We start from the raw sequence: 20,414 nt of genomic DNA on the forward strand, positions 1-20,414 counted from the left end.
GTATGTGTAAAGTTATTCTCGGAAATTTATTCTAGAAATCTGAAACGTAGTTTATTGTTTTTGTCTTTCTCAAGCCTTTTTTGCTCTTCGAGCTTTTAAAAGGCTTGAGAAAGTCAGTTCTAATTAAATAATTTCTGTAATTGCCCCATTGGACTTGATGGAGAGCCATTATTAGCTATTCTTCCAATTTTTACACCTATTGAAGGTCTATGTTGGCTTTTCTTCAAAGCTGCTCTCACTGCACCCTTAAACTCCGGCTGGAGTTTCGTTGTAAGTTCCGGTATTTTATCTGTTAGCGCTTTGAGAAACGTTCCGTTCTTACGTGCAGATATGATCGCTGCTACATTCCCAGCACCTTGAGCTGAAAACCCTCGTCCTTGTCGTTTCATACGATAACTATAAGGACGATGATTACTTTCGCAAACACCAATCCCTTTATTTACGGGTAAATCCCTCATTTTAAATGGTTTAAGACTTTCCCAATTTCTATATAGATAAGCTTTTAACATGGTAAGTTCTTCCTGAAATTCAGTTGCTTTTTCATTGTTAATTTCAATGCGACTCTCCGTTGTAGCGATTATGGTTTCAATACGATCCCAATCGTATGTACGCACAGCTTCTTTCATTTTCTTTTCCATCTTTTTATCAAAATACATTCGTTGTTTGATTTTCTCGTTTACATGATAAGCATCTCTAAAATGTTCGTGTCGCTGGCATTTGCCAATGATTTGATGGAATTTATCTTTGTCGTAACCACTGCCTCCATCACTGTTTGAAATGACGATCGTCTCGCGTATATCATACAGCGACTCTAACCAAAGGCTTGCACGTTTAAAAGCTTCTTTACTTGATACAGTACTCTCAAACATTTTAGAATTAATTAAGACAGGTCTTTTCTGTTTTCCTTTATACTCTACCCCTTCATGAAACTGAACACGATGAATCTCAGGACGTTTTTTCTCCTTGCCTTTTGTAAGCATTAACCCGTCACCTTCAATAAATAAGACAGGCGTTTTTTTCTTATCTTTCTGAGACGTCTCGTCTTGAAGAGGTGCTGTTTCTGTCCATTCTTGAATGGTTTCACCGACTTTTTGAGTGATAGTATGAATGGTCGTATGACTCAGCGAAAAAGATGTAAGAAGATTAATAGCTTCTTCTGCTTTGCGGTACGTTCCATCTGAAGCTATTTGAGCTGCTTTCATCTCTACAAGAGGAGAATTACGGATTCTAGGCTTTAAGCCGACGGCTTTATCAAAAGGAATCACACTTTTTTCGCCTTCTTTTCGCATACGGTGGCGTTCAAATTCAACGGTTCCGAATGTAAATTGAAGCGTACGGTCAGGCACACTGTCAATCTCATATCCTTGTTCTTTGTAATCATGAAGTAATTCTAAATCAATCTGTTTAATAGCGGCACTGAGTAACTGTTGAGTGATACGTTGAAAAACCGTTTCTAAGGCTAATTCTGCTTCTAAAAGGGAAGAAGAATCCTTTAAAGTTGTGATGATTTCTGATATAATTTGATTCATAAGAAGACCTCTTTCTCTAGCGTTGTCGTTATCTCTAGATTAAGGGTCTTCTTTCTTTTTGTCTAGGTCGAATTTCCCCTCTTCCGACATTAATTTTACACATAGACTAACTATACCAATATTTTAAATGAAAGTTTCACAATCTATCCATAATTAGTAAGTATTGCTACAACCGGCGAGCTTTGCTATAATACAAGTGCTAATCATTTAGACTAAAGAATCGGCTATGATGTTTGATTGTTCAAATCTCAGCCCTTTTTTTATGCTTTGAATACTAGAGCTTTATTCACTTCTGCTCACTATTATTAGGAGGTCTACACCTTGGACTACAGACAACTGGTTGCGGAAGCAATCCACAACGAATTAAAAGATCATTTGGATCTGAACGAAATCAATAACTTATTAGAAAAGCCTAAACATGCAGAACACGGAGATATCGCCTTTCCTGCCTTTCAACTGGCTAAGCTGTTTAGAAAAAATCCTGCTCAGATCGCACAGGAACTTGGAGACAGCATTACCTCACCTATCATCTCCAGCATACAAGTTATCGGCCCCTATATTAATTTCTATTTAAATAAGAAATCAGTATCCCAGGCTGTCATCAATGACGTAATCAAAGAAAAAGGACATTACGGTGAACTGTCTATTGGAAATGGCGGGAATGTGCCTATAGATATGTCATCTCCAAATATAGCCAAGCCGATGTCCATGGGGCATCTGCGTTCAACAGTTATCGGAAATGCCTTGTCAAATATACTTGCAAAAGTTGGCTTCTCCCCTATCCGCATCAATCACCTGGGTGACTGGGGCACGCAATTTGGTAAGCTGATTACAGCTTATAAAAAATGGGGAAATGAAGAAGATGTTCGTTCTGAACCTATTAAAGAACTTTTAAGACTATATGTCAAATTTCACGGTGAAGCTGAAAACGATCCTTCTCTTGAAAATGAAGGCCGTGCCTGGTTCAGAGAGCTAGAATCTGGTAATGAAGAAGCCGTTGAATTATGGAAATGGTTTAGAGATGAGTCCTTAAAAGAATTCGAGAAAGTCTACAAGCGTTTAAACATCTCGTTTGATTCATATAACGGAGAAGCGTTTTATAATGATAAGATGAATGATGTCGTTTCCCTGCTTGATGAGCATAAGCTCCTTACTGTTGATCAGGGCGCACACATCGTCAACCTGGACAAATACGACCTGAATCCAGCGCTTATTAAGAAATCTGATGGTGCCACGCTTTATATGACACGTGATTTGGCAGCTGCTATTTATCGTAAAGATATTTATGACTTTTCACAGTCTCTATACGTCGTCGGTCAGGAACAGTCCAATCACTTTAAACAGCTTAAGGCTGTACTTAAGGAACTGGAATTTGACTGGGCGGATTCAATCCATCATATCCCATTTGGTCTGATTACAAAAGACGGAAAGAAGCTATCTACACGTAAAGGGAAAGTCGTCCTGCTTGAAGAAGTACTTAATGAAGCAACGGCGCAGGCACTCCAACAGATTGAAGACAAGAACCCTAACCTTCCTGACAAAGAAAGAGTTGCAGAACAAGTGGGTGTAGGAGCAGTTGTCTTCCACGACTTGAAGAATGACCGTCTGAACAACTTCGACTTCACAATCGAAGAAGTGGTCCAGTTTGAAGGAGAAACCGGTCCTTACGTTCAATATACAAGAGCTCGTGCAATGAGTATACTGAGAAAGGCCGGCGTGGAATCCCTGTCTCCTTCTGATGCTTTCGCCCTGAGCGACGACTACAGCTGGGAAGTGATCAAGCTGCTCCACGATTACCCTGATACAGTCAGACGTGCATATGAAAACTACGAACCGTCAATTATTGCGAAGCACGCCATCCATCTGGCTCAGGCCTTTAATAAATTCTATGCTAATGTCCGCGTCCTGGATGAAGATCCTGAGAAAGACGCTCGACTGGCCCTGGTTTTCGCCATCACCGAAATTCTGAAAGAAGACTTAAGAATTCTTGGTGTCGAAACACCTGACGAAATGTAATAGTAAAGCTTAATATAGAGGTAAAGCCGGCATCGGAGATCCACGGACCTTCGATGCCGGCTTTGTTTCGTCTGAGCGGATGTCGCGAATGGCTCATATAAGCATGTTATGAACCATTCGTGACTTTAATAGAGTGGCGAATGACCCATATCACTGGTTTTTGAGACATTCACCCCCATTGTTAATCGGTGAACTGCTCATATCTGCAACTTATGGTGCATTCGCAATTAATTGAGATGCAGCTAACTATTCAATGACCCAAATCCTCTTCAAAACAGTAAAAAGGCTGATCTGCAGAACTGCACAGATCAGCCTTTTCTTTATTAAAAATAGAGTTAATCTTTAATCAGTCGACTAGCTGGCTCTCTTTTACTTCAGTTTATCGTTTTCGTAAGTGTGCATTTTCTCCAGTTGAGGAAAGTCCTGCTGTCTCAAGGCCTCATAAATAAGTATATTGGCCGTATTCGACAGATTTAGTGAACGGACATGTGTGTCATTCATTGGGATGCGGAGACACTTCTCCGCATGCTTCCTCATGAAGATCTTAGGAAGGCCTGTTGTTTCCTTTCCAAATAGAAAGTAGTGATCTTTATCTGTATCAGTGAAATCGACGTCTGAATACACTTTTTCAGCGAATTTTGATATCAGATAGAGAGGCTGGTCACCTACTGCAGTCATAAAGGCATCCAGGTCTTTATGGTAATGTATATCTACAGCGTGCCAGTAGTCGAGACCTGCTCGTTTCAGATACTTGTCATCCGTTTTAAACCCGAGCGGTTCGATCAGGTGCAGAACAGTATTGGTACCGGCACACGTACGGGCAATATTTCCAGTATTTGCCGGGATCTGTGGTTCAAATAATGCGATATGGTTTGTCAATGCTTGTCTCTCCTCTTGCTTTCAATTGCATCCAGTCTTTCTCTCAGACCGGTGATTGCTTCGTTGAACTCGGTAATGGTTTCCTCATCGGTTTCCTTGAGTACAGCTTCTTCGAGAAAAGCCAGGACATCTTCATTCGGCCGCTTGCTGATGATAGTGGCTACTGCCCAAGCCGCTGTTCCACGGATCATCGGTCTCGGATCATTATCGATTACATTCAAAAGATCCGGAACAGCCGTGAAGTCTCTGTAATTGGCTAGAGCGATAATCGCATTTCTCTGGAGCGGTTTCTTCCCTCGCCAGGATCCAGCCATTTCTCCGAAAGTCTGCTTGAATTCCTTATTTGAAATAGTCAGGAGAGGTTTAAGTTCCGGCGTCGTGTTGAACGGTTCAGGCTCCATATCTTCATGAAAGTGAGAATCCATCCCTTTATTATATGGGCAGACAATCTGACAGATATCGCAGCCATAAATGACATGCCCCATTTTACGCCGATATTCCTTAGGCATATATCCTTTGGTCTGAGTCTGGTAGGACAGACAGCGCTGAGCATTCATTCGGCCGTCACCAAGTAAAGCATCTGTCGGACACGCATCCACACAGCGGGTACAGTCGCCACATCCGAAATCAACTTCACTATCCGGTTCAAAGGCGATATTCGTAATGATTTCACCGAGATAGACATAGGAGCCGTATTCCTTGGTGATAAGCAAGCCGTTTCGACCAATGAATCCAAGACCGGCACGCTGAGCCACTGCTACATCGACCAGTTCACCTGTATCGACCATTGGCTTGAATGTGACGTCCCCTTCTGCTTCTTGACGGATGTACTCGATCAGCTGATCCATTTTTTCCTTCAAAATCAAATGATAGTCTTTTCCCCACGACGCACGGGCAAATTCTCCGCGACGTTCTCCTTTGACGCGTGGCGCCTTTTCTCTCATTTTGGAGGGATAAGCCAGAGCAATCGCAATGATCGACTTGGGCTGGTCAAAAATCTTTTCCGGATAGATCCGTTCTTCAATTACCCGGTGCTCAAATCCGGAATGATGGCCTTTTTCCTGCTGGGCATGAAGCTTTTCTTCCAGTTCATAGAAAGGGTCGGCGTGCGTGAATCCGATCTTGTTAATACCCAGCTCTTCCGCCTTATCAATGATCTTTTCTTTAAGCAGCTGATTCATACGTGCTCTCTCCTCTCTTTTTCCTTACGTTCCAGTACTAATGACTGCCTTTATTTAGATGCGGCAATTTCTGCCAATTTATTACAGAGTTCATTGTAGCTCATGCCGGAAGCAGCAGCCTCCTGAGGGAACAAGCTGGTTGGCGTCATGCCTGGCAGTGTGTTGGCTTCTATACAGTAGACTCCGCCATTATCAGACACCATGAAATCAATGCGCGAATAGTATTCCAGTCGAAGTGCCTTGAAGACTTCAAGTGCTGTCTCCTGCATTTTCTCAGCAATTGCAGGATCCACTTCTGCTGGGCAGATTTCAACGGTTGCTCCTTCCTGATACTTGTTTTCATAATCATAGAACCCTGTTTTAGGGATGATCTCGATAACAGGCAGGGCCTTTCCTTCAAGAACCCCAACAGAAAATTCGCGACCGCTTATTTTCTCTTCAATCAGAACTGACGGAGAGTACTTCTTGGCTTCTTTGACTGCCTGCTTCAAGTCCTCCTGGTTGTCCACGATATACACACCGATACTTGATCCGCTGGCGTTTGGTTTAACTACGCAAGGTACAGGGCTGGTCGGTTCGTCTGACTGTTCCAGCACTTCCCATTCAGGCGTCAGAATACCTTGTGCTGACATGATTTCTTTAGAAAGGATCTTGTTCATGGCAATAGCACTGCCTAAATAACCAGTTCCTGTGTAAGTAATGTCATACAAGTCAAATACTGCCTGAAGTTGACCGTTTTCGCCTAGTTCCCCGTGTAGAGAAAGGAAGACGAGATCCGCAGACTGACAAATTGGAATGATGTTTTCTCCAATCATTTCGTTAGGCTTTTCCTTTTGGGCTTTCAGCGCATCAAGGTCTGGTATCTGCTTTTTGACTTTGTACTCATATTTATCTTTCTTTAATTTTTGGTACGCCTCTTCGAAAGTCACTGCTTCACTGGTTCCGAAATACAGATCCAGCATAATGACTTGATGCCCGTTTTCCATAAGAGCATTGGCAATCAGACTTCCAGAACTTAATGATACTTCTCTTTCATGGCTGTAACCGCCGGCTAGCACTACAATATTCATAATTAACTCCTCCTATAACGTCTCTATGTATTATACACCATGACCTTCAGACATAGTAATGTTTTAAGTGAGTTTTACCGAGTTGAGCATTTTTCAGCGCAAAAAAAACGTATCGCCTCGGTGTCAAGCACTGCGAAACGATACGTTGATGAAGCCTTTGAAAATTCACGTTTTTTTATCAGCTTCTGATGGGTTGACTGATAAAAACCAATGAACCAAATTAGCTTATGAAGTATATATTAGCATCTCCTGTATAAAAACACAAGGCTATGCGCCAAATAAATCCTTCTAAATCGTGACAATTCTAATGTATAATTGTCAATTTTATGCTGAATCCTCCGATTCGCCTATCAGGATAAGTAAATCCACTGTAATTTCTTTCAATTTTGTGCGTATATTATCAAAGTCTGCTTTAATATGCCAGCCAAGTGGGGTCATGTTTATAAAGTCTTCCACTAGTTCTTCAGGCAGCTGAAAGGTGTAGACAACAGATTCTTTTCGGACATGAGTATAATGTTCTTCGAATTTCTCAACAACTTGAACATTGGAGTAAGTCTGTTTCGATTCTTCCTGTAATTCCCGCAATTCTTTTAGGTACCCTCGATTCGGGACGACTTTGATCACCTGTCCGCCTTGTTTGAGCAGTCTGTCAAATTCACTGTAATTGGATGGAGACAGAATATTTAAAAGCGTGTCATACTGGTGTGAAGCAAAGGGAGAACGAGCCAGATCAGCAGTTAGAAAGAAAATGTCTTCATGACTGGCAGCCGCCAGATTGATACCTTCCTTTGAGATATCGAAGCTTATAATTGGCCCCTTATACCCATTTTTCTTCAAATAGGCACTGTGAGAGCCTTCACCGCATCCGATATCTAAAAGAACGCCTTCTGGGTGCTTGATCAGTGACTGGATCTTATCAAGCAACGGCACCCACAGTCCGCTTTCAGCTAGTCGTTGTCTTGACAGAAGCATGTCTCTTGTATACTCGGACTTCATGCTTTTCTGCAATAAAAATAACGTCCCTTTTTTTGAGAGATCAAACTGATGACCATCCCGACAGATCACCTGATGATTATTTACGGATTCGAATGCCTGGCTGCATACCGGACATTGAAACAAGTGAAGATGATCTTCAAGAAATACCTGTGCTTTATCTATTTTCTTTAACATGTCATGCCTCTTTTCAAATGCTTTCGATATACCTTTTCCCTTTATCATGATATAACGAAACTAACAAAGATGAAAGAATGATTCATAAATGCCCTGGGATGTGAACTACCCACCACTTAAATCCTTTGGATTTTGAAGTAGGGGCTTCCTACGAACTCCATTCTTATCTGCACAGACTTCATACAGACAGAGGAATCGGATAGGGGTAGGCTCAAAAGGCAGTCCCTGCCTCATTGATTTTCTTTTACTTGGCCAATGCCAAGAGGTTTTTGCTGGCATTGATATTGCCAATGCCCTGCTGGATAACGGATACGAAGAAGGTCGGGCGATACCTATCGCAACAGACCAGGCGAAAGATTGGGCCGATAACGCCTCAGAAGATGAGATCCGTTCATTCAAATACAGTGATAATCCAGACAAGCAGGATCAGCATGACGACACAACAAATGAAAAGCTGCTGGACAATGATGTTCTGGTTTACTTTGAAGAAGAGGAATGGAAGGTACGGACGAAAGACGCCAAACGTTCTGACTCGACCTTTGACAGTAAAGATGAAGCAGTCAAGCGGGCCAAAGAAATAGCAGATAATAAAGAATCGAACGTCATTACATTTACGAAAGACTGGAAACGGCAGTAAACGTTTTAACTCATATTAAAAAGCGCCTGAACCACGCAGGATTTGATCTGCTGTGGTCAGGTGCTTTTTATCAACTCATTACTGTTACCGACTTAACTTATTCTGATTCACGAAGAAGCGGCATACTCATGCATCGTGGGCCCCCGCGTCCGCGGGACAGCTCACTTGAAGGAATTTCGACGACTTTTATTCCATTTTTACGCAGCAGATCGTTGGAGACATAGTTACGGTTATAAGTTATAACCACGCCTGGTTTGACTGCTAACGTATTTGAGCCGTCGTTCCACTGTTCTCTCGGCGCAGCGATCGGGTCGCCTCCTCCACATGGGATGAGGTTGATTTCAGGCATATTCAGCACATCTTTCAGGAGATCAGTCAAGTCTGTATGATGTGAGACCTTGATCTGTCCTTCCACTTTGGAAGGTTCCAGCATATAGATTGACATTTTTTGGTCCAGATCCTGTATACCGGGATGGATAGTAAATGCATCTTTATCCACCATTGTAAATACTGTGTCTAGGTGCATCATTGCTCTGACATGTGGAATTTCGATTGCGAGGATCTTTCTGAACTTATTCTGCTTGTCAAAAAGTGAACGAGCCAGTTCTTCGATGGCCCGACCAGATGTGCGCTGGGAGACACCTATGGCAAGGACATCCTCACTTAAAACAAGGATATCTCCACCTTCGATCGTCGTATCCGAATTGCGGTCACGCCAAATCGGCAGCTGATCCCCTTTAAAATCTGGATGATATCTTGCGATCGTTTCCATAAACAGTGATTCTCTTTTTCGGGCTTCGTAGGTCATTTTATTGATGGACATGCCTTTACCTAATGTGGAGGCAATGTCTCTCGTATAATAAAGGTTAGGCATAGGCTGCATCAGAAACAGATCCTGATCTTGTCGATCGGTCAACCATCCAAGCGAACGAGACTGAATGTCAAGCTTATCCGTTCTTACTCCTGCCATCATCGTATCGACCATGTCTTTCGTATTCATTGACAGCAAGTAGTCTGATAAGGCGTCTTTAACATCTTTGATGTATATACCTGACTCTTTGATTATCTGATCAACTAAAGTTTGATGCCCCTGTTGCGCATCAAGAGCTTCCGCCACTAGTTCTTCCAAGTAAACAACTTCAGATCCATTATCCTTCAGGGCTTCTGCAAAAGCATCATGTTCCTGCTGTATGATCGGCAGATAAGGGATGTCATCAAAGAGCAAGTCTTCCATAGTAGAAGGAATAAGGTTTTCCACTTCCCGTCCTGGACGTTTTAATAGAACGGATTTCAGCGGATCGATTTCTGAATTGATATTGAATAGTCTAGGCATGGTGTCCTCCTGATAAGCTTTAGTATAGATATTTAAAATATAGTATAAATATTCATTCAAGTACAAATGGAAAGAGAAAAGATTGCTCTTCTCCCTTTCCTTCTTATTCTTCTAGAAATACATCTGGTGATTCTGTATAGTCTGGTGCAGGAGCTACGTTTTCAGGTTTGCGTTCGTAGCGGATCGGTTCATCGTAACCATCATCTTCAGCCATTTTCTGTTCCAGCCACATTTCTGTCTCCATCAATGCCTCATCAAGATGATTGACTGCTTTGCTCTTAGTTTCCTGAGCCTTCGTTTTCAGTTGTCTCTGAAAGTCTTCTCCTGACTGTGGTGCAAAAAGATAAGCTGCTGCTGCTCCAGCTAAGGCACCCAATGCCATTCCTATTCCGAAACTACCTTTTGACATGCTGTTTTCCTCCTAGTTAGTAAGTGATTTTTCCAGTGACACAAGTTCTATGCAGGTACACAATGCTTCCATTGCAATTTCCAGATCATCTAGTTTGGCAAAACTTGGAGCCAGTCTGATGCTGTTATCCTTAGGATTGATGCCATAAGGGTATGCGGCATTTGCAGGAGTCAATTCGATCCCGATCGCTTTCATTTTTTCAACGATATCTGTTGCACAACCGTCCTGAGTGGTCAGATGAATGAAATAGCCACCTTCAGGTTTGGTCCACTGAACAAACGTGGATCGGTCTCCGGAAAAGTACGCAGAGAGAATCGTATCGACCCAGTCAAATTTAGGTAAAAGAATTTCAGCGTGCTTTTCCATGTGCTCCTCGATCGTTTCTCGGTCTTTCAGAAACAGGACATGGCGCATCTGATTGATTTTATCAAAACTGATGATCTGCTTACTGAACTCAAGAGCCAGTTCGTTGATTCGTGCTTCTGATGCACCCATAGCCGCTACGCCAGACCCGGGAAGTGTCATTTTAGAAGTAGACACATACTGTATCACCCGGTTCTCATTTCCAGCTTCTTTACACGCTTTCAGGAGATCTGCAGCCTCTTTCTTATGATCAGTCAAGTGGTGAACGACATACGCGTTGTCCCATAGGATAATGAAATCCTCGTAAGCCGTGAACATATTCGCCAGACGGGCGACTGACTTATCGGAAATCGTTTCTCCAGTCGGGTTATTGTATGTAGGCACTACAAACATCCCTTTAATCGCCGGATCCTGTGCAACCAGTTTTTCAACTGTTTCCATATCAGGACCCTGACCGGTCAGCTCGACCGGAATCATTTCTATACCTAGATGATCCAGCATGAACCAGTGCCTGTCGTATCCTGGACTCGGACAGATAAATTTGACCTTTTCTTCTTTTGACCAGGAGTCTTTAGCTGTGTACATGAAGTGCACAAGTGTTGCATACATCAGCTGAAGACTGGAATTGCCTCCGACAAAGGTTTCCTCCACTTGTGTATTCAACAGGGTACCGAAAAGTTCCCGAGCTTCTTTTAGACCAAAGAGCCCTCCATAGTTTCTTATGTCAAGTTCATCTTCACTATACCAGTTTTCGATGCGTGTTTCATTTAATAAAGCTTCAGAAAGCTTCAACTGATCTGTTGAAGGGATCCCTCTGGCGATAGTGATGTCAAAGGGTCGATTTTTATACAGAGCATACTGAGATCTCAACTGCTCCAGACGTTCACTTATTTCTTCATTAGACATGACATTTCTCCTCTCGTTGCCCTGCACTTAGCAGAAAGCAGACTAGCTAGTCATCATTATACCTTATCTTAGAAGATTTTAAAAACGACGAATCAGTGATGATAATGGACTGACCCGCTTTCTACAAAACTTCCTGGATTTTGCGCAAGCATTCATCATGATCATGCGCCCTTGCTGGACACTGATAGCGACCGAAAAAGATCATTCGGTGATGCGCAATACTCCATAGTTCTCGCGGCAGTTTTTCCATCAGGATCTCTTCGACTTGTTTGACTGTCGCTTTTTGAGAACAGATATTGAATCGTTTACTGATACGTTCCACATGGGTATCGACGGCAATAGCCGGTTCGTCAAAGGCCACACTCATGACGACATTGGCCGTTTTTCTGCCGACGCCAGCCAGACTTTCAAGTTCTTTGTGTGTTCTCGGCACTTCGCCGTTAAAGCGGACGACCAGGTCTTCTGAACATTTCTTTAAAAACTTAGCTTTATTGCGGTATAGTCCGATCGTATTAATTTTGTCCATGATTTCTTCCACTTCAGCTTCCATCATCGCCTCAGGATTCGGATAAGCTTCAAATAGCTGGGGCGTCACTTTGTTTACTCCTACATCAGTAGTCTGTGCACTCAGTATGACAGCTATCAGCAGTTCGAAAGTATTTTTATGTGTCAGTTCAGCTTTCGCATCAGGGTACAAAACACCCATTGCCTCGATCAGTTTGGTGGTTTCGGTCGCATTCAGTAATTCTGGTTCTTTCATCCCAGCATTCTCTCCTTATTCTGTCGTCATGTTCTCAAGTATTGTTATTATTCTTCAGCCAGTTATACATCGGCACGGGTTTTTCTTCGTCATCATTTTCACTATCTGACGAATTGGTAGACTGATTCTGTCTGTGCCGTCTGGACTCTTTCTCGACCTGCTCTTTTGTGCGAATGTTTTTCTTTTCCCATGTCAGCAGGATCCTGTCGATGTATTTCAGGCTGTAGACCTGGCTCAGTACAGCTTCACGCAAAGCTGCTTCAATCAGGTCGATCGGGTAGTCATCTTCATTCAGCCACATATCAAGCGTCTGTATTTCTATTGCGGACAATCCTCTTCCGAATTCTTCTTCGAACAAACGGTAAAGATCTTTTGAAGACAGCTCTTCCTTTTCTTTCTTCACCCTTTTCGACTGTTCTTCCTGCAGGTAGACAAGTTTTTCGTATAACAGATCAAATGAGAATTCATCTTGAGTCTTCCCCTCTTCATTTGTGCTGGTCTCTATTGTGATAATTTTTTTTGTCATCAGCTGGTGAATCGCTTTGTATGCTTCTTCTCTTGATACATCCAGTCGCTCTGCAAGCAGTTGACTGTCAGGAAAGCGCTGGCCGTTTTCAACTAGAGAAAGAAGCTGAATGAGAACAACCAGATCAGTATTTGTCAGCCCCAGATCTTTATAATGCATCAGCAATGGATTAGGGATAAGTGTCTGACCGGCTTTTATCCACTTTATAAGGTCTTCAGCCATATTTCGGCTCCTTTCTAACTTTTCCTCACAATCAATGAGGTTCATTATTTAAAAAAAGGACTGGGTAAAATGCCCAATCCTTTTTATTGCGGTCACTGCTTCTTATGGATAAATACGGTTCAATAGACGTGGGAACGGTATGGCTTCACGGATATGTTCAGTTCCGCTGATCCAAGTCACCGTACGCTCTAGTCCCAGTCCGAAACCGGAATGAGGGACACTGCCGTATTTGCGCAGATCCAGATACCATTCATATTCACTGACGTCCAGGTCGAACGCTTTAAGCTGCTTACGCAGGGCATCATAGTCATCTTCACGCTGAGATCCCCCTATGATTTCGCCGTATCCTTCTGGAGCAATAAGGTCTGCACATAAGACGATATCTTCACGAGTCGGATGTGGCTTCATGTAAAATGGCTTGATTGCTTTCGGATAGTTCAGGATAAAGACAGGCTTATCGAACTGTTCAGCGATAAAAGTCTCTTCTGGTGATCCGAAGTCTTCTCCCCAGGTCACGTCAAAGTCATTTTTATTCAACAGCTCAACTGCTTCATCATAAGAGATTCTTGGATAAGGCAGAGCCGTGTATTTTTTAAGTAGGTCTTTATCACGCTCAAGAACATCCAGAGCTTGATCACAGTTATCCAGGACACTCTGGACAAGATAAGCGACATATTGTTCCTGAATTTCCAGAGAATCGTCCTGATCCATAAAGGCCATTTCAGGTTCAATCATCCAGAATTCGATCAGGTGACGACGGGTCTTGGATTTTTCTGCCCGGAAAGTCGGACCGAATGAAAAGACTTTGCCAAGAGCCATAGCTCCTGCTTCCATATACAGTTGCCCACTTTGAGACAGGAAGGCATCTCTGTCAAAGTATTCTGTGTGGAAGAGTTCAGTCGTGTTTTCTGCCGCACTACCAGTCAGGATTGGCGGATCGATTTTAGTAAAGCCTTCTTTATTGTAGAACTCATACGTTGCACGGATGATTTCATTTCTGACCTGCATCACTGCATGCTGCTTTGAAGATCGCAGCCATAAATGACGGTTATCCATAAGAAACTCGGTACCATGTTCTTTCGGCGTTATCGGATAATCAACTGACTCGCCGATCAATTCCAGGCTGTCGACATGTATTTCATAGCCGAATTTAGAACGTGTGTCTTCCTGAATTGTTCCTTCGACCCAGACGGAGCTTTCCTGCGTAATATTTTTAGCTGTCTGAAACACTTCCTCAGAAACTTCACTCTTAACAACAATCCCCTGGAAAAAGGCTGATCCGTCCCGTAGATTCAGAAAGGCAATTTTCCCGCTTGAACGCTTATTGGCAATCCATGCCCCAATTCTTACTTTCTCTCCGACATGCTTACTCGCTTCTATTATCTGTATCTTCTTCACGTTAATAATTCCCTTCCGATTTAAATATTATCAATGGTACGCAGCCATTCACCTGTCTGCAGATTGACGATATAATAGCCTAACCTGTCATTCTCGTTGCGGTAGCTGATTTCCCAGACCGGTGTATCGTCGATCATGCCGATCCGTGCATTTAAAATCTTGACTGGATTTCTGGCTTCCCGAGTCATTCTAACTGCTTCCTGTTCAGAAATAGTATTTTCTGCAGAGAAAGAAGTGATCTGACCTCCATCTTGTTGAACGATATAAATACGTTCTTGTCCTTCTTCATTCGTTCCAGTCACCGTCAGGTAGGTTTCCGTTCCGTTAAACCAGTGAAAGTCCGATACCTGGTCCAGGTTCGTCCGTTCCCTGACAAATGCGACCGTATCTGCTTGTGCACGAGTAAACGTTGTGGTCGATCGCTGATATAAAACAATCGTTCCGATAATTATCAGACTCAATGTAATGGCGAGACCAATTATAATTTTTTTCACTTGTCTCTCCTCAATCTGTTTCCATTTATTTCAACTTCTCTAGTATAGCAAATGACACTGGAGAAATAAATATCTGGGTCATTAATCTTTGCCTTCAGTTTGTCTGAAAAATGTCCGAGTTTCGTCTATGATCTTGTCAAGCGGATATTCTTCCAGCACCAGTCCTTCAGGCAGCGAGTCGGTAAATGCAGAGCCATAACTCGAATCAATAATCCGTCTATCCAGAACGATCCAGATGCCTTTATCATGAACTGAACGAATCAGTCTGCCGATTCCCTGCTTGAACTTCATTACAGCTCTAGGCAGAAGGTCATGTACAAAAGGATTCATTCCCTGGTCACTTAACAGCTGGTGTCGGTGCTTGACCAACGGCATATCCGGTGAATCGAACGGCAGTCGAGTCAAAATGACCAGTTTCAGTTCATCTTCTGGAAAATCTACCCCTTCCCAGAAACTGTCGGCACCAAGCACAACCACTTCTCGCGCTTTTTTCACCTGCTTGGCAATCTTTAAAGGAGTACCTGAAATGTTCTGTGCAAGGATAGTCTTTCGGTTCAAAGTCGGACGATTTTTCAGAAGCTGATAGACAGCCTGAATCGTTTCCTGTGACCGGAATAGAATAAGCGTATTTTCGCTCGTCTGTTTAAGTATATTTTCAAGTTGTCCCGCCAGCTCGGAAGCATAGGCGCCACGTTTTAAATGGCCGACTGCTGTCTGCTGATCTGGAACAAATAGTCTCCCTTGCTTCTGATAATCAAACACAGAATCAAAGCTGCTGAATTCAGCCTGCTCAAGACCGAGTGCCAGCTGAATATAGCTTGTCGATCCTTTAACTGACAGGGTGCTGCTCGTTAACACAAGATGATTGACTGCATGCAGCCTGTTATGGAGCAGTTCTCTGCTTCCATGATTATACTGGTAAAAAGTCAGGGTGTTCCATGGTGAAGGCGAGTAAAACCTGATCCCTGTCAGGCTGTCTTTTTCCTGTCTGAAAAACATTTCGGTCAGTATCTCTGATAAGTGCTGCGTTCGGTCAATAACAAGCTGAAGGCGTGACGACAGTCGTTTGATTTCTTTAGACAAAGCTTCTGATTCAGATTCCAGAAGTTCAAGAATCTGATTGCCCATATAAATCATTTCATCGATCGTAGCTTTTACCCGTTTATTTTCTTTTTTCATTCCGACTGAAAGAGCATTTAAATCGATCTTATGATCTTTCCATTCGACAACTGTGTCGGAGTAATCATCTGACTGACGAATACGGGCGATCCATGAGTCGGACCATTCCTGCCATTCTTCATTTAGGATGTGAGCCGCTGAATCCAGAGATCTGATCTGATAATCTTTAACAGGACTATCCGCTGCCGCATCCAGCTGATTAAGAATGGAATCTTCTTTGTCGATAGATCCAATCTGCTTGAGATCCTTGACGAGTGAACTGACTCTTAATGAAAGTGTAGCACTCTGATCGATGACATCCGGTAAATGATGGGCTTCGTCAATAATGACATTCCCACTTTGAATAATAGGCTGAGCCTTTTTCCAGTCAGCCAGCAGATAGGCATGATTAGCTATAATGATCGCAGATTCTTCGAGACGTCTGTTTCTACGGTGTAAGAACTCATACGATTCAAAAACAGGAAGAGGGGTCAGGCGTTCTGAGGGCCGAATATCCTTCCAGAATGCATGAGCCATATGTGCTCCGGACCCGATTTCTTCAAGGTCACCCTCGGTTGTTTCAGTCAGCCAAACTAGTATTTTCATGCAGAAGATAGCTTCTGTATCAGTAGCTGCTGTGTTTTTCCATTTTCTGTAAAAAGCTGAAAGTGAAAGATAATGCGACTCACTCTTGGCTACAGCTACTGCTTTGGAGAACGGCATCTTCTGATTGAGCACAGGAATAATATCGGCTGAAAGCTGCTTTTGAAGAATTTTAGTATAAGTAGAAATGATTATTTTGTTCTCTTTTGAAGCTAAGTAGTAAGATGGAAAAAGGTAACCATACGTTTTTCCGGAACCCGGAGCAGCCTCAATGAGCTGTGTATAGTTTGGAGTATCTTTTTTCAAGTAATTGAATAAGGTATTCATCATCTCAGACTGGCCGCTTCGCCAGTCCAAACCAATATGAGATAAAACAGACCTTTTCCCCTCTTCATTATAGGGATAGACAGGCTGTTTTCTGTACTGCTCCTGAACAGTCGGACTGATGGGCTTCTTGATAGCCATATCTCCCACAATCATAAGAGAGTCACTTAAGTCACAGGGATTCTTCAGCATATCATCCAGAGCATCTCTGAAAAACAAAGCCGTTTCAGCTGTAGTACTGGGTGAAAGGTCTGTAAGAGACTCAATAGTAATCAGAGGAAGGCTTCTGATTTTGTCATCCAGTTTATTCAAAAGAAATACCGTTGCTTCTGCATCAGATAACGCGTTATGGGCCTGCTCGAGTTTATAGCCAAGGGAGGCAGTCAATTCCTTGAGCTGGTAACTGTCCTCAGAAGGATAAAGGATCTGAGCCAGCTCTACTGTATCAACAGCCGGAATACTGAGCGGTTTTAAACCGGCCCTTTCAAGACATTCATTTAGAAACTGAAAATCAAACCCTACATTATGTGCAACGAAAATCGTGTCTTCCAGCAGGTGTCGGATCACATGAGCGATGTCTTCGAAATATGGTGCAGTCGCCAGATCCTGAGTGGTAATACCTGTAAGATCTCTGATGGTTCTGCTGACCTTGCGAGAAGGGTTGACGAATGTATCGAAAGACTGGATGATGTCACCGTTTCTAACCAGAAGACAGGCGAACTGGATCATTCGTTCATCTCGACCGATACTGGCTCCCGTGGCTTCGATATCGACGACAGCGTATAACTGATCTTTTTTCATAAGCCCCTCCTTTCTTTCTGACACTTCATACTGGAGCAGAATCGTCAGATGTATTTATTTTCTTTGAGCCAGTTTAGAATAGGCCCGGTTTTATTTTCAACAGCACCCAAAACCACAGCTTTTTCAGCAACCTGAATCGCTTCTCCGAGCCATGGCCCACCTCTGCTGTCCGTTTCTTCCATGATGATCCGCCCGTTTACGGCCAGTTCTTCACGTGACTGGATAGGCAGTGTAAGAATAAGGCGTGCAGCAGTACGCTTATCGAATGGAAGCTTAAGCATCTGCAAAAGATCTTCCGCCTCCCAAATTAATGGTGAAGAATAAGTGTAGACAATATAATGATTCAACGGGTAGTGATGGCGGTATAATATCAGTTCCAGCAATTTGACGCTGTCAGTAATCAACTGGTTGGAAAGACGCCAATTTTTCAGGAAGGCCACTGCTTCTTTGGGATCATTTATTCCCATGAAATAAAGCAGCAATGCCCAGACATGTCGCTCTTTCTTAAGTGGTTTGGAAATAAGCGAGAAGCGTCTCAGCGCCACTTTTCCGTACTTCAACCCAGGGCAATGGGCATAAAGACTTGTTGTAAAGAAGGCTTCCATACCCTGGAGGACATACTCTCCCATAGCCATTTTTACAAATTCCACCTGAATACGCTCGACGGCAATGTTTTCAAGTAGGTGCGCATTAACCACAATCGCATAAAAGGTATCAGCCTCAAGCTGAAAGCCGAGCTGAGAGGCAAATCGAACCGCCCGCATCATCCGCAGGGCATCTTCGTGGAACCGTTCTTCGGGCTTGCCTACTGCACGGATGATCTGTTCCTTCAGATCACGCTCCCCGTCAAAGAAATCCTGTATGTTTCCTTTGTTATCCATTGCGAAAGCATTGATTGTCAGGTCACGTCGCTTCAAGTCTTCTTCTAAAGAGCGCACAAAAGTGACCGAATCAGGACGTCTGTAATCTTGATACGTCGATTCGGTCCGAAATGTAGTAACTTCATAACTTTCATCGTCCAGCAGCACCATGACTGTTCCATGCTCGATTCCTACATCAACAGTCCGTTTGAACAGCCGTTTAATTTCTTCAGGAAAGGCACTCGTTGCAATATCTACGTCATTGACTGTTTTTCCAAGGAGGGCATCTCTGACACTGCCTCCGACAAAGTATGCTTCAAAACCCGCAGCCTGAAGTGTCTCCAGAACGGGCAAAGCCTTCTCGAATTCTCCTTTAACTGGTACTTTTAAGGTCATATATACGGGGTACAAATCAGTGACGCATTCTACCCCTTCTCTCCTTTATCACTTAACTGTCTGCTTCGTCCCTGCCATCATGACGCTCGAAACGGTACGCATCTCTACTTTGAAACTTGTCCATGATGGCGTCGAACGAATCAGATAAGTCGATATCTAAAGAGTTGGCAAGACTGATCAGAACGAACAGGACATCGCCAAGCTCTTCTTCCACCCTTTTTTCCTCTTCGGACTCTTTTTTCTGTTTTTCACCATACCGATGATTAACTTCTCTTGCCAGTTCGCCCACTTCTTCAGTCAAACGAGCAAGCTGCCCTAAAGGAGTAAAATATCCAGTCTTGAACTGACTGATATAGTCATCAACCTGTTTCTGCATGTCTGTCATGTCTGTCATCTGTTTACTCCCTTAGCTGATGGTTTCAGGAGGACGAGACACCGTTCTCCATTTTTTCTTCGATATGTTTTAGTTCTTCTGCCAGGGAGTAAAAATCATCCCGGTTATCTGTTTCAAGTGCACGATCGATATCTTCCAGCACCTGCTCGCGCTGTTTCTGAAGATAGAAGGTATCGACCGCTTCGTCTACCTGTTCATCGATCTCGGAAGTCATGCGGTCGTTCCATTTTGCATAAGGGTTGTCTTCGAGAATTGCTGCATATTCAGGTGACAGCAGCGAATCCTGGAAAAGCAGTTCGATATACAAGTCTGTATGCCAGTTCAGCCTGACTTCGTGGAAAGCCTGCTCAGGGTGGTCATATTCCTGACCATCCTTATAGAACCGGAATGCTTCATCTTCTGTTCCAACGGTCGCCATTCTAATTCCACGAGGAGTTTTATTCGCTTCTTCTACAAACTTTGTCTTGTTGAGTACAATATCATGGTTGAGTAAATAGTTTAAAATCCACATCGATTCTCTGCGTTTCATCTGATAGCGCTGCAAAAACCACTCGAGAAATTTCTTCTTGTCTTTTAACTTTACGCGACTATACATTAAACTCCCCTCCTTTTCTATGCTCACTTATAGTATACCAAAATTATAGGCCATCTTCATACTTAATCCACTCACGGTATGTGTCAAGACTTTGGCGGAAACTTTTTTTCTAGAGATGGTAACTCTTCAATTTTAATATTAAAATGGCTCATTCTGTGTGTTTCATTACCCAAACATTTTCTTCAGTTGTCCCATTGGACTTGATGTGGAACTATAATTAGCTATTTCTCCCATTTTAACGCCTACAGAAGGACGATTAATCTTTTTCAAAACAGCTCTAACAGCGCCTTTAAATTCAGGGACAATGGTTTGTTCAAATGCAGGTAGTTCGGCTCTTAAAGCTTCTAAAAGCGTTCCGTTTTTACGAGCTGAAATAATTGAAGCTAAGTT

At 42.9% G+C, this 20,414-nt stretch carries 19 protein-coding genes; 2 read left to right on the top strand and 17 right to left on the bottom strand.

Annotation, left to right across the window (positions count from 1 at the left end; genetic code table 11):
• Positions 1-119: 119 nt before the first annotated feature.
• Entirely contained in the window at positions 120-1,529 is a 1,410-nt protein-coding gene (locus BLR76_RS08100; RefSeq protein ID WP_091263916.1) for an ISLre2 family transposase, read from the bottom strand.
• A 321-nt stretch (positions 1,530-1,850) separates the two neighbouring features.
• On the opposite strand from BLR76_RS08100, the gene argS reads away from it, so the two are divergent.
• Positions 1,851-3,545 carry an arginine--tRNA ligase gene (gene argS, locus BLR76_RS08105; RefSeq protein WP_091267815.1) on the top strand — a complete coding sequence of 565 codons (1,695 nt, stop codon included), beginning with the start codon at positions 1,851-1,853 and terminating at the stop codon, positions 3,543-3,545.
• A gap of 369 nt (positions 3,546-3,914) precedes the next feature.
• On the opposite strand, the gene trmL is transcribed toward argS, so the two are convergent.
• The 4 genes from trmL to BLR76_RS08125 all read right to left on the bottom strand — a co-directional run bounded on the left by trmL (position 3,915) and on the right by BLR76_RS08125 (position 7,845).
• Positions 3,915-4,424, bottom strand: coding sequence for a tRNA (uridine(34)/cytosine(34)/5-carboxymethylaminomethyluridine(34)-2'-O)-methyltransferase TrmL (trmL, locus tag BLR76_RS08110; RefSeq protein WP_091267818.1), 510 nt, complete (start codon positions 4,422-4,424; stop codon positions 3,915-3,917).
• Positions 4,421-5,605, bottom strand: a complete 1,185-nt coding sequence (queG, locus tag BLR76_RS08115; protein WP_091267820.1) for a tRNA epoxyqueuosine(34) reductase QueG — start codon at positions 5,603-5,605, stop codon at positions 4,421-4,423. Before queG ends, trmL begins: the two co-directional genes overlap by 4 nt.
• A 50-nt stretch (positions 5,606-5,655) precedes the next feature.
• Positions 5,656-6,675 carry a D-alanine--D-alanine ligase family protein gene (locus BLR76_RS08120; protein WP_091267823.1) on the bottom strand — a complete coding sequence of 340 codons (1,020 nt, stop codon included), beginning with the start codon at positions 6,673-6,675 and terminating at the stop codon, positions 5,656-5,658.
• Between the two features lie 324 nt (positions 6,676-6,999).
• The gene (locus BLR76_RS08125) at positions 7,000-7,845 is read right to left on the bottom strand and encodes a putative RNA methyltransferase (protein WP_091267826.1); all 846 of its coding nucleotides are present in this window, start codon (positions 7,843-7,845) and stop codon (positions 7,000-7,002) included.
• Between the two features lie 472 nt (positions 7,846-8,317).
• Here BLR76_RS08125 and BLR76_RS12250 point away from each other — a divergent pair, with 472 nt between their 5' ends.
• Entirely contained in the window at positions 8,318-8,482 is a 165-nt protein-coding gene (locus BLR76_RS12250) for a DUF2188 domain-containing protein (RefSeq protein WP_245683069.1), read from the top strand.
• A 97-nt stretch (positions 8,483-8,579) separates the two neighbouring features.
• Here the strand turns inward: BLR76_RS12250 and arcA are convergent, their stop codons facing one another.
• The 12 genes from arcA to BLR76_RS11820 form a co-directional block, all read right to left on the bottom strand.
• A complete protein-coding gene (gene arcA, locus BLR76_RS08135) occupies positions 8,580-9,815 on the bottom strand; it encodes an arginine deiminase (protein WP_091267829.1) in 1,236 nt (411 codons plus the stop codon).
• Positions 9,816-9,918: 103 nt separating this feature from the next.
• A complete protein-coding gene (locus tag BLR76_RS08140; RefSeq protein WP_091267831.1) occupies positions 9,919-10,224 on the bottom strand; it encodes a YtxH domain-containing protein in 306 nt (101 codons plus the stop codon).
• Between the two features lie 12 nt (positions 10,225-10,236).
• Positions 10,237-11,493, bottom strand: a complete 1,257-nt coding sequence (locus BLR76_RS08145; RefSeq protein WP_091267834.1) for an aspartate aminotransferase type Ic — start codon at positions 11,491-11,493, stop codon at positions 10,237-10,239.
• A 121-nt stretch (positions 11,494-11,614) separates the two neighbouring features.
• A complete protein-coding gene (nth, locus tag BLR76_RS08150) occupies positions 11,615-12,253 on the bottom strand; it encodes an endonuclease III (RefSeq protein ID WP_091267836.1) in 639 nt (212 codons plus the stop codon).
• Between the two features lie 34 nt (positions 12,254-12,287).
• A complete protein-coding gene (locus tag BLR76_RS08155; protein WP_091267839.1) occupies positions 12,288-13,001 on the bottom strand; it encodes a DnaD domain protein in 714 nt (237 codons plus the stop codon).
• A gap of 102 nt (positions 13,002-13,103) precedes the next feature.
• Entirely contained in the window at positions 13,104-14,399 is a 1,296-nt protein-coding gene (gene asnS, locus BLR76_RS08160) for an asparagine--tRNA ligase (RefSeq protein WP_091267842.1), read from the bottom strand.
• 20 nt (positions 14,400-14,419) lie between these two features.
• Positions 14,420-14,893: a cell wall elongation regulator TseB-like domain-containing protein gene (locus BLR76_RS08165; RefSeq protein ID WP_091267845.1), complete on the bottom strand. Its 474-nt coding sequence runs from the start codon at positions 14,891-14,893 to the stop codon at positions 14,420-14,422.
• An 81-nt stretch (positions 14,894-14,974) separates the two neighbouring features.
• Positions 14,975-17,779 (bottom strand): helicase C-terminal domain-containing protein, encoded by a 2,805-nt coding sequence (locus BLR76_RS08170; RefSeq protein ID WP_091267846.1) that lies wholly within the window; start codon positions 17,777-17,779, stop codon positions 14,975-14,977.
• Between the two features lie 44 nt (positions 17,780-17,823).
• Positions 17,824-19,035: a CCA tRNA nucleotidyltransferase gene (locus BLR76_RS08175; RefSeq protein WP_091267849.1), complete on the bottom strand. Its 1,212-nt coding sequence runs from the start codon at positions 19,033-19,035 to the stop codon at positions 17,824-17,826.
• A gap of 52 nt (positions 19,036-19,087) precedes the next feature.
• Positions 19,088-19,429 (bottom strand): nucleotide pyrophosphohydrolase, encoded by a 342-nt coding sequence (locus BLR76_RS08180; protein WP_245683068.1) that lies wholly within the window; start codon positions 19,427-19,429, stop codon positions 19,088-19,090.
• Positions 19,430-19,454: 25 nt separating this feature from the next.
• Positions 19,455-20,024, bottom strand: a complete 570-nt coding sequence (locus BLR76_RS08185) for a ReoY family proteolytic degradation factor (protein ID WP_091267852.1) — start codon at positions 20,022-20,024, stop codon at positions 19,455-19,457.
• A 165-nt stretch (positions 20,025-20,189) separates the two neighbouring features.
• A partial coding sequence (locus tag BLR76_RS11820; protein ID WP_176759652.1) for a hypothetical protein occupies positions 20,190-20,414 on the bottom strand: 225 nt, incomplete at its 5' end.

It is taken from the genome of Alkalibacterium thalassium (assembly GCF_900101165.1).
GTDB lineage: Bacteria > Bacillota > Bacilli > Lactobacillales > Carnobacteriaceae_A > Alkalibacterium > Alkalibacterium indicireducens.